22 protein-coding genes and 1 pseudogene are annotated in these 22,240 nt (G+C 61.4%); 6 read left to right on the forward strand and 17 right to left on the reverse strand.

What is annotated here, in order from left to right; translation table 11 throughout:
* Positions 1 to 121 precede the first annotated feature (121 nt).
* The 12 genes from RG540_RS15765 to RG540_RS15820 all read right to left on the reverse strand — a co-directional run bounded on the left by RG540_RS15765 (position 122) and on the right by RG540_RS15820 (position 14,299).
* Entirely contained in the window at positions 122 to 1,294 is a 1,173-nt protein-coding gene (locus RG540_RS15765; protein WP_038589766.1) for a Gfo/Idh/MocA family protein, read from the reverse strand.
* Between the two features lie 46 nt (positions 1,295 to 1,340).
* Complete coding sequence (locus RG540_RS15770; RefSeq protein WP_038589769.1) at positions 1,341 to 1,754, reverse strand: DUF2442 domain-containing protein; 414 nt, start codon at positions 1,752 to 1,754, stop codon at positions 1,341 to 1,343.
* Positions 1,747 to 1,974 (reverse strand): DUF4160 domain-containing protein, encoded by a 228-nt coding sequence (locus RG540_RS15775; protein ID WP_038589772.1) that lies wholly within the window; start codon positions 1,972 to 1,974, stop codon positions 1,747 to 1,749. Before RG540_RS15775 ends, RG540_RS15770 begins: the two co-directional genes overlap by 8 nt.
* A gap of 217 nt (positions 1,975 to 2,191) precedes the next feature.
* Entirely contained in the window at positions 2,192 to 3,244 is a 1,053-nt protein-coding gene (locus tag RG540_RS15780) for a sugar phosphate isomerase/epimerase family protein (protein WP_038589775.1), read from the reverse strand.
* 217 nt (positions 3,245 to 3,461) lie between these two features.
* Entirely contained in the window at positions 3,462 to 4,412 is a 951-nt protein-coding gene (locus tag RG540_RS15785) for a substrate-binding domain-containing protein (protein WP_038589777.1), read from the reverse strand.
* Between the two features lie 102 nt (positions 4,413 to 4,514).
* Positions 4,515 to 5,516 carry an ABC transporter permease gene (locus RG540_RS15790; RefSeq protein WP_038589780.1) on the reverse strand — a complete coding sequence of 334 codons (1,002 nt, stop codon included), beginning with the start codon at positions 5,514 to 5,516 and terminating at the stop codon, positions 4,515 to 4,517.
* On the reverse strand, positions 5,516 to 7,039 hold the full coding sequence (locus tag RG540_RS15795; protein WP_038589783.1) for a sugar ABC transporter ATP-binding protein: 1,524 nt from the start codon (positions 7,037 to 7,039) through the stop codon (positions 5,516 to 5,518). Before RG540_RS15795 ends, RG540_RS15790 begins: the two co-directional genes overlap by 1 nt.
* A gap of 270 nt (positions 7,040 to 7,309) precedes the next feature.
* Complete coding sequence (xylA, locus tag RG540_RS15800) at positions 7,310 to 8,620, reverse strand: xylose isomerase (protein ID WP_038589787.1); 1,311 nt, start codon at positions 8,618 to 8,620, stop codon at positions 7,310 to 7,312.
* Positions 8,621 to 8,807: 187 nt separating this feature from the next.
* Positions 8,808 to 10,262, reverse strand: coding sequence for a xylulokinase (gene xylB / locus RG540_RS15805; RefSeq protein ID WP_038589790.1), 1,455 nt, complete (start codon positions 10,260 to 10,262; stop codon positions 8,808 to 8,810).
* A gap of 25 nt (positions 10,263 to 10,287) precedes the next feature.
* Positions 10,288 to 11,328 (reverse strand): LacI family DNA-binding transcriptional regulator, encoded by a 1,041-nt coding sequence (locus tag RG540_RS15810; protein WP_038589795.1) that lies wholly within the window; start codon positions 11,326 to 11,328, stop codon positions 10,288 to 10,290.
* Positions 11,329 to 11,470: 142 nt separating this feature from the next.
* The gene (locus tag RG540_RS15815; protein ID WP_038589798.1) at positions 11,471 to 13,063 is read right to left on the reverse strand and encodes a DHA2 family efflux MFS transporter permease subunit; all 1,593 of its coding nucleotides are present in this window, start codon (positions 13,061 to 13,063) and stop codon (positions 11,471 to 11,473) included.
* Between the two features lie 21 nt (positions 13,064 to 13,084).
* Positions 13,085 to 14,299, reverse strand: a complete 1,215-nt coding sequence (locus RG540_RS15820; protein WP_038593961.1) for an HlyD family secretion protein — start codon at positions 14,297 to 14,299, stop codon at positions 13,085 to 13,087.
* Between the two features lie 134 nt (positions 14,300 to 14,433).
* Between RG540_RS15820 and RG540_RS15825 the strand changes: the two genes are divergently transcribed.
* The 3 genes from RG540_RS15825 to RG540_RS15835 all read left to right on the forward strand — a co-directional run bounded on the left by RG540_RS15825 (position 14,434) and on the right by RG540_RS15835 (position 16,296).
* Entirely contained in the window at positions 14,434 to 15,135 is a 702-nt protein-coding gene (locus tag RG540_RS15825; protein ID WP_046600039.1) for a TetR/AcrR family transcriptional regulator, read from the forward strand.
* Positions 15,136 to 15,233: 98 nt separating this feature from the next.
* A complete protein-coding gene (locus tag RG540_RS15830) occupies positions 15,234 to 16,001 on the forward strand; it encodes a TerC family protein (RefSeq protein WP_038593966.1) in 768 nt (255 codons plus the stop codon).
* A gap of 79 nt (positions 16,002 to 16,080) precedes the next feature.
* Positions 16,081 to 16,296: a hypothetical protein gene (locus tag RG540_RS15835; RefSeq protein WP_038589802.1), complete on the forward strand. Its 216-nt coding sequence runs from the start codon at positions 16,081 to 16,083 to the stop codon at positions 16,294 to 16,296.
* Between the two features lie 46 nt (positions 16,297 to 16,342).
* Here the strand turns inward: RG540_RS15835 and RG540_RS15840 are convergent, their stop codons facing one another.
* From RG540_RS15840 to RG540_RS15855, 4 genes are all read right to left on the reverse strand, one after another.
* A complete protein-coding gene (locus tag RG540_RS15840) occupies positions 16,343 to 16,663 on the reverse strand; it encodes a VOC family protein (protein WP_046600108.1) in 321 nt (106 codons plus the stop codon).
* Between the two features lie 85 nt (positions 16,664 to 16,748).
* Complete coding sequence (locus RG540_RS15845) at positions 16,749 to 17,027, reverse strand: helix-turn-helix domain-containing protein (RefSeq protein ID WP_038589805.1); 279 nt, start codon at positions 17,025 to 17,027, stop codon at positions 16,749 to 16,751.
* Positions 17,024 to 17,347 (reverse strand): type II toxin-antitoxin system RelE/ParE family toxin, encoded by a 324-nt coding sequence (locus RG540_RS15850; protein ID WP_038589808.1) that lies wholly within the window; start codon positions 17,345 to 17,347, stop codon positions 17,024 to 17,026. Before RG540_RS15850 ends, RG540_RS15845 begins: the two co-directional genes overlap by 4 nt.
* A 66-nt stretch (positions 17,348 to 17,413) precedes the next feature.
* Positions 17,414 to 17,956 (reverse strand): glutathione peroxidase, encoded by a 543-nt coding sequence (locus RG540_RS15855; protein WP_038589811.1) that lies wholly within the window; start codon positions 17,954 to 17,956, stop codon positions 17,414 to 17,416.
* 125 nt (positions 17,957 to 18,081) lie between these two features.
* Between RG540_RS15855 and RG540_RS15860 the strand changes: the two are divergent.
* From RG540_RS15860 to lysS, 3 genes and pseudogenes are all read left to right on the forward strand, one after another.
* Positions 18,082 to 18,291 (forward strand): annotated as a pseudogene (locus RG540_RS15860) (SLC13 family permease); the annotation flags it as partial.
* A 115-nt stretch (positions 18,292 to 18,406) separates the two neighbouring features.
* Positions 18,407 to 19,864, forward strand: coding sequence for a glutamate--tRNA ligase (gltX, locus tag RG540_RS15865; protein ID WP_038589817.1), 1,458 nt, complete (start codon positions 18,407 to 18,409; stop codon positions 19,862 to 19,864).
* Positions 19,865 to 20,117: 253 nt separating this feature from the next.
* The gene (lysS, locus tag RG540_RS15870) at positions 20,118 to 21,614 is read left to right on the forward strand and encodes a lysine--tRNA ligase (protein WP_038589820.1); all 1,497 of its coding nucleotides are present in this window, start codon (positions 20,118 to 20,120) and stop codon (positions 21,612 to 21,614) included.
* Between the two features lie 85 nt (positions 21,615 to 21,699).
* Here the strand turns inward: lysS and RG540_RS15875 are convergent, their stop codons facing one another.
* A complete protein-coding gene (locus RG540_RS15875) occupies positions 21,700 to 22,017 on the reverse strand; it encodes an antibiotic biosynthesis monooxygenase family protein (protein WP_038589823.1) in 318 nt (105 codons plus the stop codon).
* Positions 22,018 to 22,240: the final 223 nt, after the last annotated feature.

Below are 22,240 nucleotides of genomic sequence, written 5' to 3' on the forward strand. Positions count from 1 at the left end.
ACAATGCTTCGCACACAGACCAAAATCTAATAGGGTTGCTTCGCTAGGATCACTATTCGAGATCCTTGGTAAAAGACGCGCTCGTGCCGACTAAGTCGGCACGAGCTTTTTTTATGAAATCCTAAAGCTTCACCCAGGCCCCGTTCTTCTTCGACGACGCCACGCATGCCTCGACGAACGCCACCCCCTTCACGCCGTCGTCGACGGTCGGATAGATTACCGCCTTGTCTACCGCGACGCCTTGTCTGACGGCATTGATGGCGCGGGCGGCTTCCGTGTAGATGGTCGCAAACGCTTCCAGATAACCTTCCGGATGACCGGACGGGATGCGGCTGACGCGTCCTGCCGCGGCACCGGATCCGGCGCCGTTGCGGGTGATCAAGCGCTTCGGTTCGCCGAACGGCGTGAACCACAGATAGTTCGGATCCGCCTGCACCCATTCGATGCCGCCCTTGGTGCCGTAGACGCGGATCTTCAGGCCGTTCTCATGGCCGGGCGCCACCTGGCTGCACCAGAGCATGCCCTTGGCGCCGCCCTCGTAGCGCAGCATCACGTGGGCGTTGTCGTCGAGACGGCGGCCTTCGACAAAACTGTCGAGATCGGCGGCGAGACTTTCGAGCGTCAGCCCGGTGACGAAGGCGGCGAGGTTATAGGCATGCGTGCCGATATCGCCGGTCGAACCGCCGGCACCCGACTGGGCAGGATCGGTACGCCAGACGGCCTGTTTGGCGCCGGTCTGTTCCACCGCCTCGGTCAGCCAGTCCTGCGGGTATTCGACCTGCACGACGCGGATCTTTCCGAGTTCGCCGTTTGCGACCATTTCGCGGGCCTGCCGCACCATCGGATAGCCGGTGTAATTATGTGTAAGGATGAACAGCGCCCCGCTCTCGTCGGCCGCCTTCTTCATCTTCTTGGCGTCAGCAAGATTGGACGTCAGGGGCTTATCGCAGATGACGTGGATGCCGCGCTTCAAAAATTCCTTGGCCGCCTCGTAATGCACGTGGTTCGGCGTGACGATCGACACCGCCTCGATGCCGTCCTTCAACCGCGCCTCGCGGATCGCCATCTCCTTGTAGGAACCGTAGGTGCGCGACGGATCGAGACCGAGATCGCGGCCCGAGGCAATCGCCTTTTCCGGCGTCGACGACAACGCGCCGGCGACCAGATCGAACTGGTCGTCCAGCCTCGCCGCCATCCGGTGCACCGCCCCGATGAACGCCCCCGCCCCGCCGCCGACCATGCCGAGCCGGATGCGCGGCTCCCGCGCCTGTTCGTCCTTGCCTTCGATTGCCATGATGTTTCTCCTAGAAAATTTGAATATGGATGGGGCTGTCGGGCAATCAGGAGCCCTTGATGACTTTGCGCGGCCGGCCGCCCTTGGCGCCGTTGGCGCGGCTCGCGGCGATCTTTGCCGGCGACTTGGACTGTCCGCCGCGACGTTGTGCTTCCATGAAGGTCCGGCTGCCGAAGACGCCGCTCATGAGACCAGAAATCGAATAGTCCACATCGAGGCTTTCCCAATGCAGGCCGGTTTCCCCGAGCAGCTCGACTTCGGCCAGCTGTTCATCCTCTGCCTCCGTGAGGCCTTCGAGCGAACGAGCAGGGACCATGAAAGCGGCCCCATTGGCGAACTCCACGACGATGCGGCCTGAAGGCGCGTCGAAACGGACGGAGACTGGCACGGGCCTTTGCGCCCGCTCCGTATCCCACCGTCGTTTTGCCTGGGTGAGTTCGGCATCCGTGATCTCAACCATGGTACTTTCTCCACGTCTCCCGGAATAACTGCCGGTTGGCCTCGACAACCTCGGCAGCTCGGCGAACGTCTCGGTCGGACATCCCGCCCTGGGTCAGGACCTTCAGTGTCTCGATATCGATCCGCGCTTCGCCGTCGCCATAGACATGCACATGAGGGGGCTCATGGTCCGCCGTGTAGATGACGAACCGCAGGCCGTGCTGCCGCAGGACGGTGACCATATATCAATAACCCAACTTGTTAGGTATCTCAAGTTCGTCTCCTGTGGTGGAAATGCCCCTCATCCGCCTGCCGGCACCTTCTCCCCGCTAACGGGGAGAAGGACAGGTGCCGCGACCTCTCCGCCACTCTTCAGCGTTACACATGGCAAGTCCCCTCTCCCCGCTAACGGGGAGAGGGTTAGGGTGAGGGGCTGGCATCCGCGCGAGCGTCCCGGGCCTAAAGCCCCAGCATCCGCCTGTTCGCCGCTTCATCCGTCCCGCCGCTGGCAAAATCGTCAAATGCCTTTTCGGTGACGCGGATAATGTGGGCCTTCACGAATTCTGCGCCTTCGCGGGCTCCGTCCTCGGAATTCTTCAGCGCGCATTCCCACTCGACCACGGCCCAGCCGTCGAAATCGTTGGCGGTCATCTTGGAGAAGACCGAGCCGAAATCGACCTGGCCGTCACCGAGCGAGCGAAAGCGGCCGGCGCGGCCGACCCAGCCCTGGTAACCGCCGTAGACGCCCTGACGGCCGGTCGGATTGAATTCCGCGTCCTTGACGTGGAACATCTTGATCCGGTCCTTGTAGATGTCGATGTTGTCGAGATAGTCCAGGCATTGCAGCACGTAATGCGACGGGTCGTAGAGCATGTTGGCCCGCGAGTGGTTCTTCACCCGCTCCAGGAACATCTCGAAGGTGACGCCGTCATGCAGGTCTTCGCCGGGATGGATTTCGTAACAGACGTCGACGCCGCAGGAATCGGCATGGTCGAGGATCGGCGTCCAGCGCTTGGCGAGTTCATCGAAGGCGGTTTCGACCAGGCCGGCCGGGCGCTGCGGCCACGGATACATATAGGGCCAGGCAAGCGCGCCGGAAAAGGTCGCATGCGCCTTGATGCCGAGATGCTTCGAGGCGGTGAGCGCCATCTTGACCTGCTCGACGGCCCAGGCCTGGCGTGCTTTCGGATTGCCGCGCACCTCGGGCGCTGCAAATCCGTCGAATCCCTCGTCATAGGCCGGATGCACGGCGACGAGCTGGCCCTGGAGATGAGTGGAAAGCTCCGTCACCTCGACGCCGTTCGCCCGCGCCACGCCGGCAAATTCGTCGCAATAATCCTTGGAGGACGAGGCCTTCTTGAGGTCGATGAGCTGGCCGGCCCAGGTCGGTACCTGTACGCCAACATAACCCTTGTCGGCCGCCCATTTGGTGATCCCGTCCCACGTATTGAACGGTGCCGCATCGCCCGCGAACTGGCCGAGAAAGATGGCCGGGCCCTTGATCGTCTTCATGATTTTTCCTCTTCGAACATGGCGTGCCTGGATTTCTCCTCCTCCCTCATTCCTGTGCTTGTCACAAGAATCCAGTGCGCCCAAGTCCTTGGGCGCGGGAGAGCCTTTTCACGGCGCAGACGCGCCGTGGCTGGATTCCTGTGACAAGCACAGGAATGAGGGTGAGGTTATGGCCGTGTCCGCAAAAAAATAGAGGCGGGCACGGCCGTGTTGATTATCAGAACGGCGAATCCGGGAAGTAGAAGTTCTTCGCATTGTCCTTCGTCACCAGCGTGGCGTCGAGGATGTAGGTGCCGCTGACCGGGACCTTGTCGTAAAAATTGCCGGCTGTGAGTTCCATGGCGGTCGCCACCATTGCCGGCGGATAGAGAACGTCGACGGGGATCATCTTGTCGCCGTCCATGACCTTCTTCACCATGTCCTTGGAGCCCGCGCCGCCGACCACATACTTGATGTCGGTGCGCTTGGCCTGGGCGATGGCTTCGAGAACGCCGACGGCCATGTCGTCGTCCTGGCACCATACGACATCGATCTTCTGGTGCTTGGTCAGGAAATCCTGCATCACCTTGAACGCGTCGTCGCGGCTCCAGTTGCCGAACTGGCGATCGAGGATCTTCACCTTGGAGCCGGCAATGCCCTTGTCGAAACCGTCCTGGCGCTGCTGGTCGATCGGGATCGGCAGGCCGCGGATGATGACGACCTGTGCGTCCGGCGTGGTCTTCTTGATATATTCGCCGGCGACCTGGCCGAGTGCCGGATTGTTGCCGGCGACATAAAGGTCACGGATGGTGCTGTCGTTGACGGAAGGCGCGCGGTCAACCAGCGCCACGAACGTGCCCTTGTCCTTGACCTGCTGGATGGCGTTGACGAGCGGATCCGGATCGGACGGCAGGATGACCAGCGCGTCGAGCCCCTGGACCGCGAGATCCTGCACGGCGTTTGCCTGGCTTGCCGCATCCGGTGAGGTCTTGACGATGACGTTGAGGCCCGGATGCTCCTTCATCAGCAGCTTGGCGACGCGTTCGGCATGGAACACCACGCCGGCGGTCCAGCCGTGGTCCGCAGCCGGAATGGAAACGCCGATCGTCACCTTTTTGTCCTGTGCGAAGGCGGTGCCGGCAAGAAGTGCCAGCGACGCCACGGCCAGTCCCAAAATTTGTCTGCGCATTGTTTCTCTCTCCCACAATATCAGGGTCTTTAATATTCCAGGACCGGGCGCGACCCATCAGCCCGGTCAATTTACGTCGTGACCCAAATCCGCTTCAGCGGCCTACCTCCGCATCAGCGACCTTTGAACCAGCATGGCGATGATGATGATCGCTCCCTGGATGGCGCCGATCAGGTATTCGCTGACGAAGTTGGACAACAGCATGATGTTGCCGACGATCTCCAGAATGAAGGCGCCGCAGATCGTACCCCAGATGCGGCCGACTCCGCCCCGGAGCGCCGTTCCGCCGACAACGACGGCGGTAATCGCCTGCAGTTCCCAGAAGCTGCCGGTCGTGGCGGACGTCGAGCCGAGGCGCGGCACGTAGAGCAGCACGGCGACTGCGACGCAGAGACCCTGGATGACATAGGTGACGGTGCGCACCCGGTTGATCGAAATGCCGGAATAACGGGCCACGTCCTCATTCGAGCCGACCGCGGTGACATGCCGGCCGTAGCGGGTGCGGTAGAGCACGAAGGCGGCGATGGCGGCGGTGACGAAGATGACAATGATCGGCACCGGCACGCCGACGAACGAGCCGGAATAGACCGGCCGGTAGAGCGCCAGAATATCGCGGTCGCGCACGGTGATCGCGCCCCCCTGGCTGAGCCAGGTGGTAAGGCCGCGATAGATGCCCATCGTGCCGAGAGTGGCGATGAAGGGTTCGATCCTGCCGATCGTGGTGATCAGGCCGTTGGCGAGCCCGCAGACGGCGCCGATCGCAATTGCCAGCGCCATGCCGGCAACCAGCGCCAGCGCCGGATCGGCAATCGTTCCCGAGTTCAGGAACAGGATCATCAGGCTGGCAACGAAGGCGAGCATGGCGCCGACCGAAAGGTCGAGCCCGCCCGAAGTGATCACATAGGTCGCGCCGAGCGCGATGACGGCGATGAAGGAACTGCGCGTCACGACGTTCAACAGGTTGGCGGACGTCATGAAATTCGGGTTGGCGAAGTAACCGAGCACCAGGAGAAGGGCGAGCGCGATGAACGGCGCGATCGCCGCCATGTCCCAGTCCTTGGAGGTCTTCGGCGCCTTGGCCGTTTCGGTCGCGACATTCGCCATCACGCGGCCTCCTCTTTATTGACGCCTGTGGCCAGCACGACGATTTCGTTTTCGTTCATATGGTCCCCCGTCACCTCGCCGACGATCCGGCCGGACCGCATGACGAGGATGCGGTCGCAGATACCGATCAGTTCCGGCATTTCGGAGGAAACGACGATGATCGAACGCCCCTCCTCTGCCAGTTTGGCGATGAACTTGTAGATCTGTTCCTTGTTGCCGATATCGATGCCGCGCGTCGGCTCGTCGATGATGACGATCGACGGATCGAGCAGCATCATCTTGGCGAGCAGCAGCTTTTGCTGGTTGCCGCCGGATAGCTGGCCGGCGAGGATGTCCTTGCGGCCGGTACGAATGTCGAAATCGCGGATCGCCTTGTCGAGCGCATCGCTTTCCCGCTTTCGGTCGATCTGCAGCGCGCCGATGAACTTGCCGAGCGAGGCGAGCGTCAGGTTGACGATCAGGTCCTTGGTGAGCAGCAGGCCCTTGCCTTTGCGGTCTTCGGAAAGATAGACGATGCCGGCCTTGAGGCTTGCATGCACGTCCCTGAAATTGACCGGCTTGCCGAGATGGCGGACGGTACCGCGGCTGGGGCGAAGGCCGACCATGCCCTCCATCAGCTCGGTGCGGCCGGCGCCGACGAGGCCGGCAAAGCCGAGGATCTCCCCCTTTTTCAGCTGGAACGAGGCATCCTGCGCATAACCGGGAACGTTGAGATGCTCGACTTCGAGCACCGTCTCGTGCGCCTCGACCGCGTGGCGGTCCGGATAGAGTTTTGCGACATCGCGACCGACCATCAGCCGCGCCATGTCGGCGGGCTGCAGTTCGCTGACGTCATGGCTGGCGACGAGCTTTCCGTCGCGCAACACCGTCACCCGGTCGGCAATCTCCTTCACCTCGGGCAGACGGTGGGAAATGTAGAGGACGCCTACGCCCTTGGCGCGGATCTGCCGGATGACCTTCAGCAGCGCATCGGTCTCGTGCGGCGTCAGCGACGCCGTCGGCTCGTCAAAGATGACGATCCGGTGCGGCACAAGCAGCACGCGGGCGATCTGCACCAGCTGGCGCTGGGCAATCGACAGGCGGCTAACGATGGTGTTCGGGTCGATGTCGCTGCCGAGACCGCGGACTGCCTTGGCTGCACCTTCGTTCATGGCGCGGTCGTCGATGAAGACGCCCTTGTGCAGCTCTCGGCCGAGATAGATGTTCTGGGCGACGGTCAGGTCCGGCGCCAGCAGGATTTCCTGGTGCACCAGTACGATACCGCGATGTTCCGCATCGACCGGGCCGGAAAAGGTGACGGTCTCGCCGTCTATTCTCATCTCGCCGCGGGTCGGCGGCTGGTTGCCGGCGATGATCTTCATCAGCGTCGACTTGCCGGCGCCGTTTTCGCCGATGATGGCGTGAACCTCGCCGGCGCGGACGTTGATATTGATGTCCTTGAGGACCTCGACGATGCCGAATGTCTTGGAAAGGCCGGTCGCTTCGAGGAGCGGCGCGGCGGGACTCGCCTCCGCAAGACTCATCGCGCGCCACCCATGATCATAGGGCAACGCACGGCCCGACAGCGAACCGCTGCGTTACCGACAGCACGCCTGTATATGATAATCTGCACCCAAGCTCCTCCCATGAGAACGCTAGCCCAGATTCTGAGGTACGTAAAGCAGATTTCCCGTAAGCCAAGCGGGAACGTGTAGGAAGGTTTTGTACAAATCATCTTCCGGTTGACGATTGCGGCCGTCTCGTTTGGCGCAAGCTTGGTGAGGGTGAGGCGCCGGCCTCACCCTCTGTCTTCATCAAACGTAACGATTGACGACGTTTTCCAGGTATTCCTGGCGGCCGGACTTCGGTTCCGGGTTGATGTCCTGCTTCTCGACCCAGGAGGCGATGTCGTCGAGCTTGTATTCGCCGCGTAGCATCTTCTGGTACTCGGGGCTGTCCCACTTGGCGTAGCGTTCGTCGAGCGGCTTCTTGAGCGCGCCGTCATCGATCATCTTTGCCGCCGCCTTGAGGCCGCGGGCGCAGCAATCCATGCCGCCGATATGGCCGATCAGCAGGTCCTGCGGATCGAGCGACTGGCGGCGCAGCTTGGAGTCGAAATTGGTGCCGCCGTTGACGAAACCGCCGCCCGCCAGAACCTGGTAATAGGCGAGCGCCATTTCCGGCACGTTGTTGGGAAACTGGTCAGTATCCCAACCGGACTGGTAGTCGTTGCGGTTCATGTCGATCGAGCCGAAAATGCCGAACGCGTTCGCCATCGCCAGTTCGTGCTCGAAGGAATGGCCGGCGAGGATCGCGTGGCCCTGCTCGATATTGACCTTCACTTCCTTGTCCAGCCCATGCTTCTGCAGGAAGGCGTAGACGGTCGCGACGTCGTAGTCGTACTGGTGCTTGGTCGGCTCCTGCGGCTTCGGCTCGATCAGGATCGTACCTTCGAAACCGATCTTGTACTTGTATTCGACCACCAGGTTGAGGAAACGGCCCATCTGGTCGAGTTCGCGCGACAGATCGGTGTTGAGCAGCGTCTCGTAGCCTTCACGGCCACCCCACAGCACGTAGTTGGCGCCGCCGAGCTTCTTGGTAGCATCGAGGCAGGTCTTCACGGTCGCCGCCGCAAAGGCAAAGACATCCGGGTCCGGGTTGGTGGCGGCGCCCGACATGTAGCGACGGTTCGAGAACATGTTCGCCGTGCCCCAGAGGAGCTTGGTGCCAGTCTCGGCCTGCTTCTTCTCGAAATAGTCGACGATCTCGTTGAGATTCTTGGTGTTCTCGGCGAAATTATTGCCTTCCGGACGCACGTCGGCATCGTGGAAGCAGTAGAAGGGCGAACCGAGCAGCGAGAAGAATTCGAACGCCACGTCGGCCTTCATCTTCGCCGCTTCCATCGTGTCCGAGAACCACGGGCGCTGGAAAGTCTGGCCGCCAAAGGGGTCGCCGCCCGGCCAGGTGAACGAGTGCCAGTAGGCGACGGCAAACCGGAGGTGATCCTCCATGCGCTTGCCTGCGACGATCTCGTCCGGATTGTAGTGGCGGAAGGCCAGCGGATTGGTGCTGTCCGGGCCTTCGTATTTGATTTTCTGGATGTCTCCGAAAAAGCCTGTGCTCATAGTCATTTCCTCATTGTGATGTGTTCGATCTTCTTAAGCGCCCCTCATCCGCCTGCCGGCACCTTCTCCCCGTAAACGGGGTGAAGGGGACTCGCGGTGAGCTATCCGTCCCCTCGAACGTCGAGCGAGGCATGTCCCCTCTCCCCGCAAGCGGGGAGAGGGTTAGGGTGAGGGGCAAACCTCATATTCAATGCGCCAGCGACCTGATCGCCGGATAGAGCGCCCGGTAGCGGGCATATGCGGTGTCGTATGCCTCCAGGAGAGCCGCGACCGGCTCGATGGTCTCGTCCGTCTTCGGTGCTGAGCAGACGGAAAGCGGGTCGGCACCGGTGGCGGCGATGAGGCCCAGGCGCGCGGCGCCGAAGGCCGCGCCGAAATCGCCGTCCGCCGGAATATCCACCGGCACGCCAAGAGACGTGGCGATAGACTGTAGCCAGTAGCGCGAGCGCGAACCGCCGCCGATGGCGGTAACGCGGGAAATCGAGGTGCCGGCGGATTTCAGGGCTTCGAGATTATCCCTGATCGCAAAGGTCACCCCTTCCAGCACCGCCTGGGTCAGCACCGACCGGCTGCTTTCGTGTTCGAGGCCGATGAAGGCGCCGCGGATGGCCGCATCGTTATGCGGTGTGCGCTCGCCGGAGAGATAGGGCAGGAAGGTGACGCTGGAGGGAGCCTTCAACGTATCGCCGAGTTCCTGGGTGAGTTCTGCGGCAGTCTTGCCGGTAACGAGCGAATACCAGTTGAGCGCATCGGTCGCCGACAGGATGACACCCATCTGGTGCCAGGTTTTCGGCAGCGCGTGGCAGAAGGCATGCACGGCACTTTCCGGCTTCGGCAGGTAGGAGGCGTTGGCGGCAAACAACACGCCGGACGTGCCGAGCGACACGAAGGCTTGGCCTTCCGCCACCGTGCCCATGCCGCAGGCCGACGCCGCATTGTCCCCTGCCCCGCCGGCGATCACGACGCCTTCGGCCATGCCCCATTTGTAGGAGAGCTCGCCGCGCAGCTTGCCGGCCTGCTCAGTTCCCTCGACCAGCGACGGCATCTGTTTTTCGTCAAGGCCCGTCGCGGCAAGCAGTTCGGACGACCATTTGCGGGCGCCGGTATCGAGCCAGGACGTGCCGGCGGAATCGGACATTTCGGAAATGTGCTCGCCGGTCAGCCAGAGGCGCAGATAATCCTTCGGCAACAGCACCTTGGCGACCTTCGCAAAGATCTCCGGCTCGTTATTGGCGACCCAGACGAGCTTCGGGGCGGTGAAGCCCGGGAAGACGATATTGCCGGTGAGCTTGCGGAAGATCGGGTTGGCATCGAGGGCTGCGGCTTCCTGATGCGAGCGGGTGTCGTTCCAGAGGATGCAAGGCCGCAGCACCTTGTCGTTGCTGTCCAACAGCGTCGCGCCGTGCATCTGGCCGGAAAGCCCGATGCCCTTCACCGCAGCGAGCTCCTTCGGGAATTTTGCCTTGAGGCCGGCGACAGCCTCTTCGGTGGCGCGGATCCAGTGGGCCGGATCCTGCTCCGACCAGCCGGAATGCGGACGCGAGACGTCGAGCGAACCGCTCGCCGAACCGATGATCCTCTGATCGCCGTCGATCAGCATCGCCTTCACGCCGGACGTACCGAGATCGAGACCGAGATACATGGTGTTTCTCCTAATGCTCCACCCTTCAGGGCAGATTGTCTTTCAAGAATATGTCGATACGGATGCGCTCCTGGGCGGCGAGCACCGGCAGTCCGTCGGCCTTGGCCTTCAGCACGCGGATGGCGCTGCGGACTTCGTGGCCCGCATCCTGGTTCAGCACCGCGTCGATGATACCGTCGGCAAGTGCCACGCGGGTCGAGGCGGTCAGTTCGTGGGCAATGACGAGCGGCCGGCGGGGGCCACGCGCTTTCTGCAGCGCACGGATGAGGCCGCGGTTGCCGGCGCCGAGACTATAGATGCCGGCGATGTCCGCATTGCGACGCAGCGCGTCCGCGATCATCGTCTCGGCGAGCACCGGATCGTCGCGGCCCTCGAGGACGGGAAGGATATGAACGTTCGGATAGGCTTGGGCGATGACGGTCGAAAAACCTTCCAGCCGCTCGCGATGGTCGCGCACCAGCATGGAGCCGGCGAGCACCGCGACAGTCGCCCCCCGTTCGCCGAGGAAAGGGCCACTGAGGAAACGCCCCATCAGGCTCCCCGCAGTGCGGCCGGCGGCAATATTGTCGATGCCCGCGTAATGATCGCGGGAGGAATCCGGCAGGTCGGAGACCAAGGTCACCATCGGGATGCCGGCCTGCCGCAGGCGCTCGGCGGCCGCGCGGACTTCCGGGGCGTCGATCGCGACGAAGGCGACGCCCGCCGGTTTTTCGGCAAGCGCGGCTTCGAGGGCTGCGACCAGCGCGTCCGGATCAAAGGGCGGCACATCGACGATGCGGATATCGGTGCGCTCGAAACTGGAACGGGCAACCGCGCCGCGCACTTCCTCGGTGAGGCCGATCATGAAGGAATTGTCGTTGGCCGGCAGGATGAAGACGAAGGAATAGGTCCGGCTTTTGGCAAGGTTGGCGGCGGCGAGGTCGCGCACATAGCCGAGCGAGGCGATTGCCTCCTCCACCTTGCCGCGGGTGACTAAGCGCACACCCGGCCGACCGTTGAGAACCCGATCGACTGTCGCAAGGCTGACGCCCGCAATATTTGCGATGTCGTGAACTGTGGGCTTCATGAATTCCTCCGCCAACCGTGTTAGCGGAAATTCTGAGGTACGTAAATCAAAATTTGAGGTACGTGTTTCAACAAAGCCGAACAGCAAAGAAAAAGGCCGTCACTTGCGTGGCGGCCCCCTTCCCGGCGGTGGAATGCTGGAATCAATGCCCGCCGCCACCGGCACCCGCGGGGCGGGCCGGCTTGGCGATCAGGAAAACGAAGAAGACCAGGCTGCCGAACAGTCCAGTCAGGATGTAGAAGACATCCATGAAGGAAAGCAGCCAGGCCTGCTGGGTAATGATGCCCGAAATCTTCTGAAGCGCGACAGCGCTGCCGTCGAGGCCCAAGGAATTGTAATTGGCGCCAACGCTCTCGAGCCAGCTCATCGCAGCCGGATTGCCGTAGTTCACATGCTCCGAAAGCCGGGCATAATGCTCGTCGGAGCGCTGGGTCAGAGCCGTATTGATAATCGCCAGGCCGACCGCGCCGCCGAGGTTACGCGTCAGGTTGAAGAGGCCGGACGCGCCCTGGATGCGCTGCGGCGCGAGCGTTCCGAGTGCGATATTGCTGATCGGCACCATGCACATCATCATCCCGAACCCGCGCAGGATCTGCGGCAGAAGCAGCTCGTAGAAATCCCAGTCGGCGGTGATGCCGGTCATCAAGTACGTGCCCATCGCGAAGGCGCCGAAACCGACCGCCATCAGGATGCGCAGGTCCACGCTGCTCGATAGCCGCCCGACGAGCGGCGCGGAGACGAACATGGCGATCCCCGAGACGAACATAGTCTCGCCGATCATCAGCGAATCGTAATGACGGATGCGGCCGAGATAGAGCGGATAGAGATAGGTGAGCCCGTAGAGCCCGACGCCCATGATGAAGGAGAACAGCGATCCGAATGCGAAATTGGCGTTGCTGAACGCTCGGAGATCGACAATCGGGAACTCGACCTTGAAGGCTCGCCAGAAAAACACCACCGCGCCGACGGCGACCAGGACCGCACCGACGACGATCTTCTCGTCGCTGAACCAGTCCTTGTTATTGCCCTCTTCCAGCACGTATTCCAGCGCGCCGAGGAAGACAGCCATGGAAGCGAGCCCCCACCAGTCGAACTTCTTCATCAGTTGAGGCTGCGGCTTGTCGAAGTCGATCAGCGTGAAGGTGACGGCGGTCACGATGATGCCGGGGATGACGTTGACCAGGAACAGCCAGTGCCAGGAGAAGGAATTGGAAAGGTAACCGCCGACCGTCGGGCCGATGGTTGGTGCGAGCGTCGCGACAAGCCCGATGATCGGCGACACGATGCTGCGCTTCGACGGCGGGAAGATGGTAAAGGCCGCTGCGAAGACGGAGGGGATCATGCCGCCGCCGATGAAGCCCTGGATGGCGCGGTAGACGATCATCTGGTCGATATTCGTCGCGGTGGCGCAAAGGATACTGGACAGCGTAAAACCCGCTGCGCACATCGAGAACAGGATGCGCGTCGACATGATGCGCGCCAGCGTCCCCGACAGCGGGATCATGATCACCTCGGCGATCAGGTAGGAGGTCTGCACCCAGGCGACTTCATCCGAGCCGGCGGACAGGCCGGCCTGGATTTCCGCGAGCGAGGCCGAGACGATCTGGATGTCGAGGATCGACATGAACATGCCGAAGACCATCGCGAAGAAGGCGATGAGCTTGCGTCTGTCCATCGGCTGGTCGGCGGGCATCGCCATAGGGGATGCGCCCGCCGTGGCCGTTGCTCCTGCCATGGCCGCTCTCCTTGGTTCTCTTTACTTGGCGGCGACGGCGCCGTTGCCGGGCGCAGTGCGGGTGTCGACGTCGACGACGACACTCAGGCCGGCGCGAAGATGCTGGCGCTCCAGGTCTTCCTTGGGGATCGAGATACGCACCGGAACACGCTGCACGACCTTGGTGAAGTTGCCGGTCGCATTTTCCGGCGGCAGCATCGAGAAGACGGCACCGGAAGCCGGCGCGATCGACACCACCGTACCGGTGATGTTGTGATCGTCATAAGCGTCTACATGCACGCGGACCTTGGAGCCCGGCTGCAGGTGGCCCAGCTGGGTTTCCTTGAAATTCGCCTCGATATAGAGCTCGGTCAGCGGCACCAGCGACGCCAGCCGCTTGCCTGTCGAAACGAGATCGCCCGTCTGGACGGAGAGGTTGCCGATGACGCCGTCATAAGGCGCCTTCAGGACCGTGAAGTTCAAATCACGCTGAGCCTGGTCGCGTGCGAGCTCCTGGGTGCGGATCGTGTTGACCGCTTCGTCGCGCTGCGCATGCAGAAGGCCGATATTGGCCTGGGCCGAGGAAACCGCCGCCTGGCCGGCAACGAGATTGGCGCGGGCCTGTTCGAGCGCGATCTGGGCACTGTCGAGCGCGGCGGCAGTGCCGACGGCACTTGCCTGCAGGCTCGTCGCGCGCTTCTGGATGATCTCGGCGCCGCGAACAGCGGCTTCGAGCGCGCCTTGCTGGGCCTGGGACTGCTTCAGCGCCGCTTCGCCGCCGACGATCTGCGCATCGATCCGCAACACTGCGAGATTGGCCGATTCGATGGCGGCCTGCGCCTTGCGAAGTGCGAGCTGGTAGTCGCCGTCGTCCAGCGTGACGAGCGAATCGCCGGCTTTGACGGCCTGGTTCTCGACGACGTTCACCTTGGCGACGTAACCGGAAACCTTCGGCGAGATGACTGCGATATCGCCTTCGACATACGCATCGTCTGTCGAAACCAGGAACCGGCCGTCGATCCACCAGTTGTAACCGTACCAGCCGGCGCCACCAAGGAGGGCAAGCGCGATGATCGGCAGCAGGAGGCCGCGGCGCTTCTTCTTCTCAGGCGCCTTGGCAGCAGCCGGGGCCGCAATCGCCTCGGCAGCAGCAGGCTGTTCCGCCGCAGGCGAAGTCTTGCGGGCTTCAGCCTCGGAAAGGTCGGCATTTTCCGTCGTCACGGCGCGCAATGCGCCGGTATTGTGAGAGGCCGTCATGTTCATATACCGTCTTGGGAGCGTCTTATTTCATCGAACCGATCGGTTCAGCGACCTTGACTTAGACCCTTCGATGACACATATCAAGAGCAATCGAACCGCTCGGTTCGAAAAGGTTAAAAAAGGGCATCGAAATGGCCAGGCAGACTAGGAAACTGGAAAGATCCGATCCGGTTCCCGCCGGACGTTTCGCAGCGGGCGAGGACCCGGCGAAACGGGAACAGATTATCGACGGGGCAAAGAGCGTCTTTATGAAGCTCGGCTTCGACGCGGCAAGCATGAACGACATCACCCGCGAGGCAGGCGTTTCCAAAGGGACGATCTACGTCTACTTCCAGAACAAGGAAGACCTGTTCGGCGCGATTATCGCCCGTGAGCGCGAACGGATCACGCTGCGCATGCGCGATATCCTCGCCGGCAGCGAGGAGGTCGAGGATGGCCTCTACCGTTTCGGCATGGGTTTTGCGACACATATCACCGCATCGCAGGTGATCGAGGCGATGCGCATCGTGATCGGCGTCGTCGATCGGATGCCGAGTGTCTGTCGGCATTTCTTCAATTCGCCGTCCCAGAACGTCCGCACCGTCCTTGACGATTTCATCAGACGTCACGTCGCGCTCGGCAATCTCAAGGTAGAGGATACGGATCTCGCAGCCCGTCAATTCATCGACATGGTAAGCGGCACCTTCTTCAAGCTCCGGCTTTTCGGCGATCTCGACGACGCACCGCCGTTCGGCGAGATCGACCACGTCGTTACCGGCGCGATCCGGGTGTTCATGGCAGCCTACGGCCTGCATAACGCTTCCGTGACCACAAAAACCAAAGAACATGCCTGATTTCAGGAGGTTGTAACGCAACCTCCTCTTGTCTTTGCGTCTCCAGTCCTTAAATCGGGACGGCAATTACGCCTTGCGATTGAAAGAAGGGAATGTTGATGCAGGATATCGTCGCGCTGGTTCAGGATCCGGCCGCCTGGGTGGCGCTCGTCACTCTCGTCGTCATGGAAGTCGTGCTCGGCATCGACAACCTGATCTTCATCTCGATCCTCACCAACAAGCTCCCTCCCGAAAGCCGCGAACACGCGCGCAAGATCGGCATCGGCCTGGCGCTCGTCATGCGTCTCGCCCTGCTCGGCACCGTCGCCTGGATCGTCCAGCTTACCAACCCGATCTTCGAGGCCTTCGGCCACGGTTTCTCTTGGAAGGACCTGATCCTGATCGCCGGCGGCCTTTTCCTTGTCTGGAAGGCGACCAAGGAAATCCACCATTCCGTCGATGTCGACGACCACAAGGAAGACCTGGTCGGCGCCGGCAAGGAAGTACTCAAGATGAGCTTCGCGTCTGCAATCGGCCAGATCCTGCTGCTCGATCTCGTCTTCTCGATCGACAGCATCATCACCGCCGTCGGCATGACCCCTCACCTGCCGATCATGGTCGTCGCCGTCGTCGCCGCCGTCACCGTGATGCTGATCGCCGCCACACCGCTTGCCAATTTCATCGAGAAGAACCCGACCATTGTCATGCTGGCGCTCGCCTTCCTGCTGATGATCGGCGGCACCCTGATCGTCGAAGGTTTTGGCGTGCATGTGCCCAAGGGCTACATCTACGCCGCCATGGCCTTCTCGGCGGCGGTGGAAGCGCTCAACATGTTCGCCAAGAACGCCCGCAAGAAGAAGGCGGGCGGCGGAACGACGCTGCATTGATCGGCACATAAGCGCCGGCGGCGCTCGTTGACATCCAGGATTGCCAGCTCAATAGTGCCGGCAATCGATGGAGGCGGCAATGAGCGCGGGATTATCCATTATCTTCGGGCTGGTGATCGGGCTCACCTTGTTGGTCGCGGAGTTTTGGATGACGCTTGCAAGGGCCAAAGTTGGCCTGTCGAAAAAAGGCCATCCCAGGGGTTATCCCGAATACGATAGGCCGATTGGCATCGCTGCAAACGCAAGCGACCCGATTTATGAGAGTATTCCGCACAGTTCGGCAGATCATCACTGAACGGTCGCCGAGCGTCGCGTCCGTCATCCGGTGAAATGACCGGCGGCTATCCGCCCGTTCTGCGGAAGGCTCGACTGGAAACCGCGATCGAGTTCTGGCCCGGGTCTTTGGCATTCGCAAACTCGTAGCCATCGGCCTTGTGGATCAGGCCGAATTGCAGCCCTCGTTCCGCGGCGCGGCGGCAGAACGCTTCGACATCCTCCGCGTCGAACACCAGTTTGACGATCACCTGGCCGATCTTCTGCGATTTGGCGGCCGGGTGAAACATCAGGTTGGCGCCGCCATCCTTGCTGACCAGTTCGACGATGCGATCACCGGGCAGTCGCAAGACTTCGAACTCGAAATGCGTCTCGTAAAAACGCACCATCGCTTCGACATCCTTCGCATAGATCGTCACACGGTTTAGCGGCGTGGGTTTGCCCCTGTTTCTAATCGGTGTTCCAGCGAGATAACTAAGGCGAAACCAGATTGATCTCCAGTTTTGATCCGGTGGCCTCTGCATAACGCCGAAGCGTCGACAGCGAGGGCGAAACCCCGCCGCCTTCCAGCCTGGCAATGGCGGACTGTGTCGTGCCGATTCTTTTGGCCAGCTCGACCTGAGATAGGTTGGCCTTGGTCCGGGCACGCACCAGCTCTTCGATAAGCTGGAACTCGGCATCCGCCTTCTCGTATTCCTCACGGAATTCGGGATTGCTCATCAGCTTCTTCTTGAGGTCTGCGATCTTGGTCATGGCTTCACCTCTTTCATTCGCTGCCTTGCTATTTCGAGCGCTCTTGGCGGGGTTTTCTGCGACTTCTTTACGAAGACATGCAGGACCATGACTTTGCGCCCGGTCATCGTAACGTAGATGCCTCGGGCGACACCTTCGGACGCTTTGGCGCGAAGCTCCCAAAGCTTGCCTTCAAGATGTTTGACATGCGGCGCCCGCAAATTGTCCAAGCCAACATTCTCGATAGCTTCCAAAAGACGGAGGAGACGCGCCTGAAGACCGGCAGGCAACGCCTCAATTTCCTCATCGACGGCTTGATGGGTCTCAACCGCCCATATCATTTATGCTATATAGCCCATCTGAGATGATCCATCAAGTGAGGTCTGCATGAGGAAGAACCGCAGGCCTCAGTTCTTCGCCAGTTCCCTTTCGACCGCATCGACGAGCCGGCTGTCCTGAGCATCGACGTCAGGCGCGAAGCGGGCCTTGATCTCGCCGTCGCGGCCGATCAGGAATTTCTCGAAATTCCAGACAATTTCGCCGTCTTCGACTTCCATGCCGAAGCCGCGCAACTTTTCCTTCATCGGGCCGTCGCCGGTGGTCGGAACGCCGGAGCCGGTGAGGCCCTGGTAGAGCGGGTGCTTGTCCTCGCCCTTGACGGAGACCTTCGAGAAGATCGGAAATTTCACGTCATAGGTGAGCTGGCAGAATTCGACGATCTCGGCGTCCGTGCCGGGCTCCTGACCCTTGAAGTTGTTGGCGGGAAAGGCGGCGATGACGAAACCATCGGCGCGCTTGTCCTCATAAAGCTTTTCGAGGCCTTCATACTGCTTGGTCAAGCCGCATTTCGACGCGACGTTGACGACCAGCATCACCTTGCCCTTGTATTCCGAAAGCGTTGTTTCCCGCCCGTCGGCCAGCTTCACCGGCACGTTCAAAACATCAGTCATCGACAAATCTCCATTCAAAACAATCTGGTCGTTTTGCCGCGACACCCTATCGAAGCGGCACTGGTTGTCCAGTGGACGGGCGTCATGACGATCAGGCGCGCCGGAACTTTGAATTCGTCTCCGCATTGATGGGTCCGATCGCGGCGAGCTTCGCCACCAATCTCGGTTTTCGGCCGGAAGCGTTCCTGATGGCGGTGGCGATCGGCGCCGGCTGCGATTTCCTCACCCCGGTCGGCTACAAGTTCTCCGACTATCCCCACCTCGGCCTGCCGCTTTCTTTCCTGATCATCCTCGTCAGCGTGCCGGCACTGCTCTATGTTTGGCCAGTGAGGTAGGGTTCAAGGCCAAAAACCTTGACGCTTACGGCTGAATATGGCCTAAGCCTGCGCCAATCCGCATTTCAAAAACAGGCTTGGCGCCTTTCCGGCCGCCACAGATAGAGCATTCTTCATGATCGCCACGAAGCCCCGCGTCCGCATTGCCCCGTCGCCGACCGGCGAGCCGCATGTCGGCACCGCCTATATCGCGCTGTTCAACTATCTCTTCGCCAAAAAACATGGCGGCGAATTCATCCTGCGCATCGAGGATACCGATGCGACGCGCTCGACGCAAGAATTCGAGCAGAAGGTGCTGGACGCGCTGCGCTGGACGGGCCTGACCTGGGCGGAAGGCCCGGACGTCGGCGGACCCTATGGCCCTTATCGCCAGTCCGACCGCAAGGACATGTACCAGCCCTACGCCCAGCAGCTGCTCGACAAGGGCCATGCCTTCCGCTGCTTCTGCACGCCCGAGCGGCTCGAGCAGATGCGCGAAGGCCAGCGCGCCGCCGGCAAGCCGCCGAAATATGATGGCCTCTGCCTGACCCTGACGGCCGAGGAAGTGACCTCCAAGATGGCGGCCGGCGAAGGCTCGGTCATCCGCATGAAGATCCCGACCGAAGGCTCCTGCGACTTCCATGACGGCGTCTACGGCGACGTCTCGATCCCGTGGGATTCGGTCGACATGCAGGTGCTGATCAAGGGCGACGGCATGCCGACCTATCATATGGCGAACGTCATCGACGACCATCTGATGAAGATCACCCATGTGGCGCGGGGCGAGGAATGGCTGGCTTCGGTGCCGAAGCACATCCTGCTTTACCGCTATTTCGAGTGGGAACAGCCGGTATTCATGCACCTTTCCCTGATGAGGAACGCCGACAAGTCGAAGCTGTCGAAGCGCAAGAACCCGACCTCGATCTCCTATTATTCCGCGCTCGGCTACCTGCCGGAAGCGCTGATGAACTTTCTGGGCCTGTTCTTCATCCAGATCGCCGAAGGCGAAGAGATGCTGACCATGGACGAACTGATCGAAAAGTTCGATCCGGACAACCTGTCCAAGGCTGGCGCGATCTTCGACATCCAGAAGCTCGACTGGCTGAACGGCCGCTGGCTGCGCGAAAAACTGTCTCCGGACGAATTCGTCGCCCGCGTTCTGGAATGGGCCATGGAAAACAGCCGCCTGACGGAAGGCCTGAAACATTCGCAGAGCCGCATTTCCAAGCTCGGCGAACTGCCGAACCTTGCCGGTTTCCTGCTGTCCTCCGATGTCGGCCTGACGCCTGCCTCGTTTGCGGGCCTGAAGACCAGCCCGGCCGAGACGCTTGAAATCCTCACCACCGTTCAGACGGATCTGGAAAAGATCCTGGAATGGAATGTCGAGACGATCGACGCCGAACTGCGCGCCGTGGCCGACAAACTCGCCAAGAAGCTGCGTGTCGTCACTCCGCCGCTGTTCGTCGCCATGTCGGGTTCGTCGCGCTCGCTGCCGCTATTTGACTCGATGGCGCTGCTCGGTCGGTCCGTGGTGCGCCAGAGGCTGAAGATTGCAGCAACCGTGGTGGCCTCGATGGTGGGCGACGGAAAGTAAGAAACCGCATGCCTTCATATTGAAGGTGGATGTACAGCATACCCCCCTCTGCCCTGCTGGGCATCTCCCCCTCAAGGGGGGAGATCAACCAGAGGCGCCACCTCCGCCCTAACCAGCGTCGAATGCTGAGCATGCGATGACAGAGAGAGGGCGATGAGCAAGCTCCGTCAGATCTCCCCCCTTGAGGGGGAGATGCCCGGCAGGGCAGAGGGGGGTAACCGCAACGAAGACAGCCCGAAGAAGGCGAAAAACCATGCCCGAGAACACGACCGAAACCGCCCTCTCCTCCGACGCCACCCAGGTGCGCGCCCAGAAACTCGCATTGCTGCGTGAAAAGATCGGCGACGTCTACCCGGCGCATTTCCACCGAACGATGACCAATGCGGAGCTGGCCGAGAAATACAAGAACCTGGAAGCGGACGTCGAGACGCAGGACATCGTCACCGTCGCCGGCCGGGTCTATTCCTCGCGCAATTCCGGCATGTTCATGGATATCCATGACGCATCGGGTAAGGTGCAGATCTTCTCCCACAAGGACACCACGCCGCAGGAAGCCCGCGACCTGTTGCCGATGGTTGATATTGGCGACATCGTCGGCGTCACAGGCGTCGTGCGCCGCACCAAGCGCGGCGAGCTGACCATCAACGCCCAGAACATCACCATGCTCACCAAGTCGCTGCTCCCCATGCCGGAGAAGTGGCATGGCCTCTCGGATGTCGAGCTGCGCTACCGCAAGCGCCATCTCGACATCATGACCAACGAAGAGTCGAAGCTCCGCTTCCAGCAGCGCAGCCGCATAGTCTCCGGCATCCGTCGCTTCATGGAAAACGACGGCTTCATGGAAGTCGAGACGCCGATGCTGCATTCGGTCTATGGCGGCGCGACAGCCGAACCGTTCAAGACGCATCACAACACGCTAAAGCTCGACATGTACCTGCGCATCGCGCCGGAACTGTTTCTGAAGCGCACGTTGGTCTCGGGCCTCACCGACAAGGTGTTCGAGATCAACCGAAACTTCCGCAACGAAGGCGTCTCGACCCGCCACAATCCCGAATTCACGATGATGGAGTGCTACTGGGCCTATGCAGACTACGAGGACATCATGGACCTCGTCGAACGCATGTTCTCGACATTAGCCATGACCATCCACGGTACGACCGAAGTGAAGTTCGGTGACAAGGAACTGTCCTTCAAGGGCCCGTTCAAGCGCGTGCCGATGCCCGATGCGGTCAAGGAAGCGACCGGCATCGACTTCCTCGCCATGAAGACCGACGAGGAAGCCCGCACCGCCGCCAAGGCCGCCGGCTTTGCGGTCGAAAAGGACTGGACCTGGGGCGAATGCCTCGCCTTCATCTTCGAGGAAAAGGTCGAGGGCACGCTGATCCAGCCGAGCCACGTGACGCATTTCCCGAAGGACATCTCTCCCTTCGCCAAGGAAGTGCCGGGCGAACCGCGCCTCGTCGAGCGCTTTGAAACCTATTGCAACGCCTGGGAACTGGGCAACGCGTTCTCCGAGCTCAACGACCCGGAAGAGCAGCGCAAGCGCATGGTCGAACAGCTCGAACAGGCCCATGCCCGCGGCGAGAAGGACAAGCAGCTCGACGACGAATTCCTCGACGCCATTGACCAGGGCATGCCCCCGGCTGGCGGCTTGGGCATCGGCGTCGACCGGCTGGTCATGCTGCTGACGGATTCACCGTCGATCCGCGACGTGATCCTGTTCCCGGCACGGCGCGCCAAGGCGGATTGATCGCAATCCACCTTCGCCACCAAGGCCACCACGGTCGTCATCCTCGGATCAAGCCCGGGGATGGCGAAGGAGAGTTTGCCCCCGCTCACCGTTCCAGTGTGAACACGACCTCATAAAGTCCGGGGGTTGCCTCGCCATAGGCCTTGTTGCCATCGATCATGCCAGCGCCAGCCAGGCGGTCGAAGACCCTTCTTGCAGCCGCCCCGTCTGCACTCTGGGCGTAATTGACGACCCTTGTCCCGTCGAGGCTCTTGTGCAGGCTGGCGGAAAGCCATCCCGGCACCTCGCTTGCGACCCTTGCTGCTTCACCAAGATAAGCAATCAACGCGTCCTGCCCGCCCTCGGGGACGGTAAAGACGTTGATCTGGGTGATGATGCCGGTATGGGCACGAATAATGGGCATTGCAGTCTCCTTCGTTTGAGAAGACGCAAGTGCATGGCGGGCAGGAACGCTTCAAGAAAAGACGCGCCAAGCCGCCGGCACTTTGCGCCGGTTGCTTGCCGCGGGTCCGTCGGATGACGGTACGGAGCTTCCTGTTGGGAAGGAAACGGGCTTACCTCTGCCGTTTCAGGTCCTTTTCGACGGGAGAATTCTAGCGCCATTTGCAGACGGCGCAAGGTCGGCT

Origin of the sequence: Neorhizobium galegae bv. orientalis str. HAMBI 540, from assembly GCF_000731315.1 — a bacterium.
In the GTDB taxonomy this organism is placed as follows: Bacteria; Pseudomonadota; Alphaproteobacteria; order Rhizobiales; family Rhizobiaceae; genus Neorhizobium; species Neorhizobium galegae.

Bases quoted from the DNA above. Each gene is read 5' to 3' on its own strand.
- RG540_RS15845 (WP_038589805.1), bottom strand. From the start codon at position 17,027: ATGACCAAGATCGCAGACCTCAAGAAGAAGCTGATGAGCAATCCCGAA.
- xylA (WP_038589787.1), bottom strand. From the start codon at position 8,620: ATGAGCACAGGCTTTTTCGGAGACATCCAGAAAATCAAATACGAAGGC.
- RG540_RS15830 (WP_038593966.1), top strand. From the start codon at position 15,234: ATGCAGGATATCGTCGCGCTGGTTCAGGATCCGGCCGCCTGGGTGGCG.
- RG540_RS15765 (WP_038589766.1), bottom strand. From the start codon at position 1,294: ATGGCAATCGAAGGCAAGGACGAACAGGCGCGGGAGCCGCGCATCCGG.
- RG540_RS15840 (WP_046600108.1), bottom strand. From the start codon at position 16,663: ATGGTGCGTTTTTACGAGACGCATTTCGAGTTCGAAGTCTTGCGACTG.
- RG540_RS15825 (WP_046600039.1), top strand. From the start codon at position 14,434: ATGGCCAGGCAGACTAGGAAACTGGAAAGATCCGATCCGGTTCCCGCC.
- lysS (WP_038589820.1), top strand. From the start codon at position 20,118: ATGCCCGAGAACACGACCGAAACCGCCCTCTCCTCCGACGCCACCCAG.
- RG540_RS15855 (WP_038589811.1), bottom strand. From the start codon at position 17,956: ATGACTGATGTTTTGAACGTGCCGGTGAAGCTGGCCGACGGGCGGGAA.
- RG540_RS15785 (WP_038589777.1), bottom strand. From the start codon at position 4,412: ATGCGCAGACAAATTTTGGGACTGGCCGTGGCGTCGCTGGCACTTCTT.
- RG540_RS15780 (WP_038589775.1), bottom strand. From the start codon at position 3,244: ATGAAGACGATCAAGGGCCCGGCCATCTTTCTCGGCCAGTTCGCGGGC.
- RG540_RS15820 (WP_038593961.1), bottom strand. From the start codon at position 14,299: ATGACGGCCTCTCACAATACCGGCGCATTGCGCGCCGTGACGACGGAA.
- RG540_RS15875 (WP_038589823.1), bottom strand. From the start codon at position 22,017: ATGCCCATTATTCGTGCCCATACCGGCATCATCACCCAGATCAACGTC.
- gltX (WP_038589817.1), top strand. From the start codon at position 18,407: ATGATCGCCACGAAGCCCCGCGTCCGCATTGCCCCGTCGCCGACCGGC.
- xylB (WP_038589790.1), bottom strand. From the start codon at position 10,262: ATGTATCTCGGTCTCGATCTCGGTACGTCCGGCGTGAAGGCGATGCTG.
- RG540_RS15850 (WP_038589808.1), bottom strand. From the start codon at position 17,347: ATGATATGGGCGGTTGAGACCCATCAAGCCGTCGATGAGGAAATTGAG.
- RG540_RS15810 (WP_038589795.1), bottom strand. From the start codon at position 11,328: ATGAAGCCCACAGTTCACGACATCGCAAATATTGCGGGCGTCAGCCTT.
- RG540_RS15815 (WP_038589798.1), bottom strand. From the start codon at position 13,063: ATGGCAGGAGCAACGGCCACGGCGGGCGCATCCCCTATGGCGATGCCC.
- RG540_RS15795 (WP_038589783.1), bottom strand. From the start codon at position 7,039: ATGAGTCTTGCGGAGGCGAGTCCCGCCGCGCCGCTCCTCGAAGCGACC.
- RG540_RS15790 (WP_038589780.1), bottom strand. From the start codon at position 5,516: ATGGCGAATGTCGCGACCGAAACGGCCAAGGCGCCGAAGACCTCCAAG.
- RG540_RS15835 (WP_038589802.1), top strand. From the start codon at position 16,081: ATGAGCGCGGGATTATCCATTATCTTCGGGCTGGTGATCGGGCTCACC.
- RG540_RS15775 (WP_038589772.1), bottom strand. From the start codon at position 1,974: ATGGTCACCGTCCTGCGGCAGCACGGCCTGCGGTTCGTCATCTACACG.
- RG540_RS15770 (WP_038589769.1), bottom strand. From the start codon at position 1,754: ATGGTTGAGATCACGGATGCCGAACTCACCCAGGCAAAACGACGGTGG.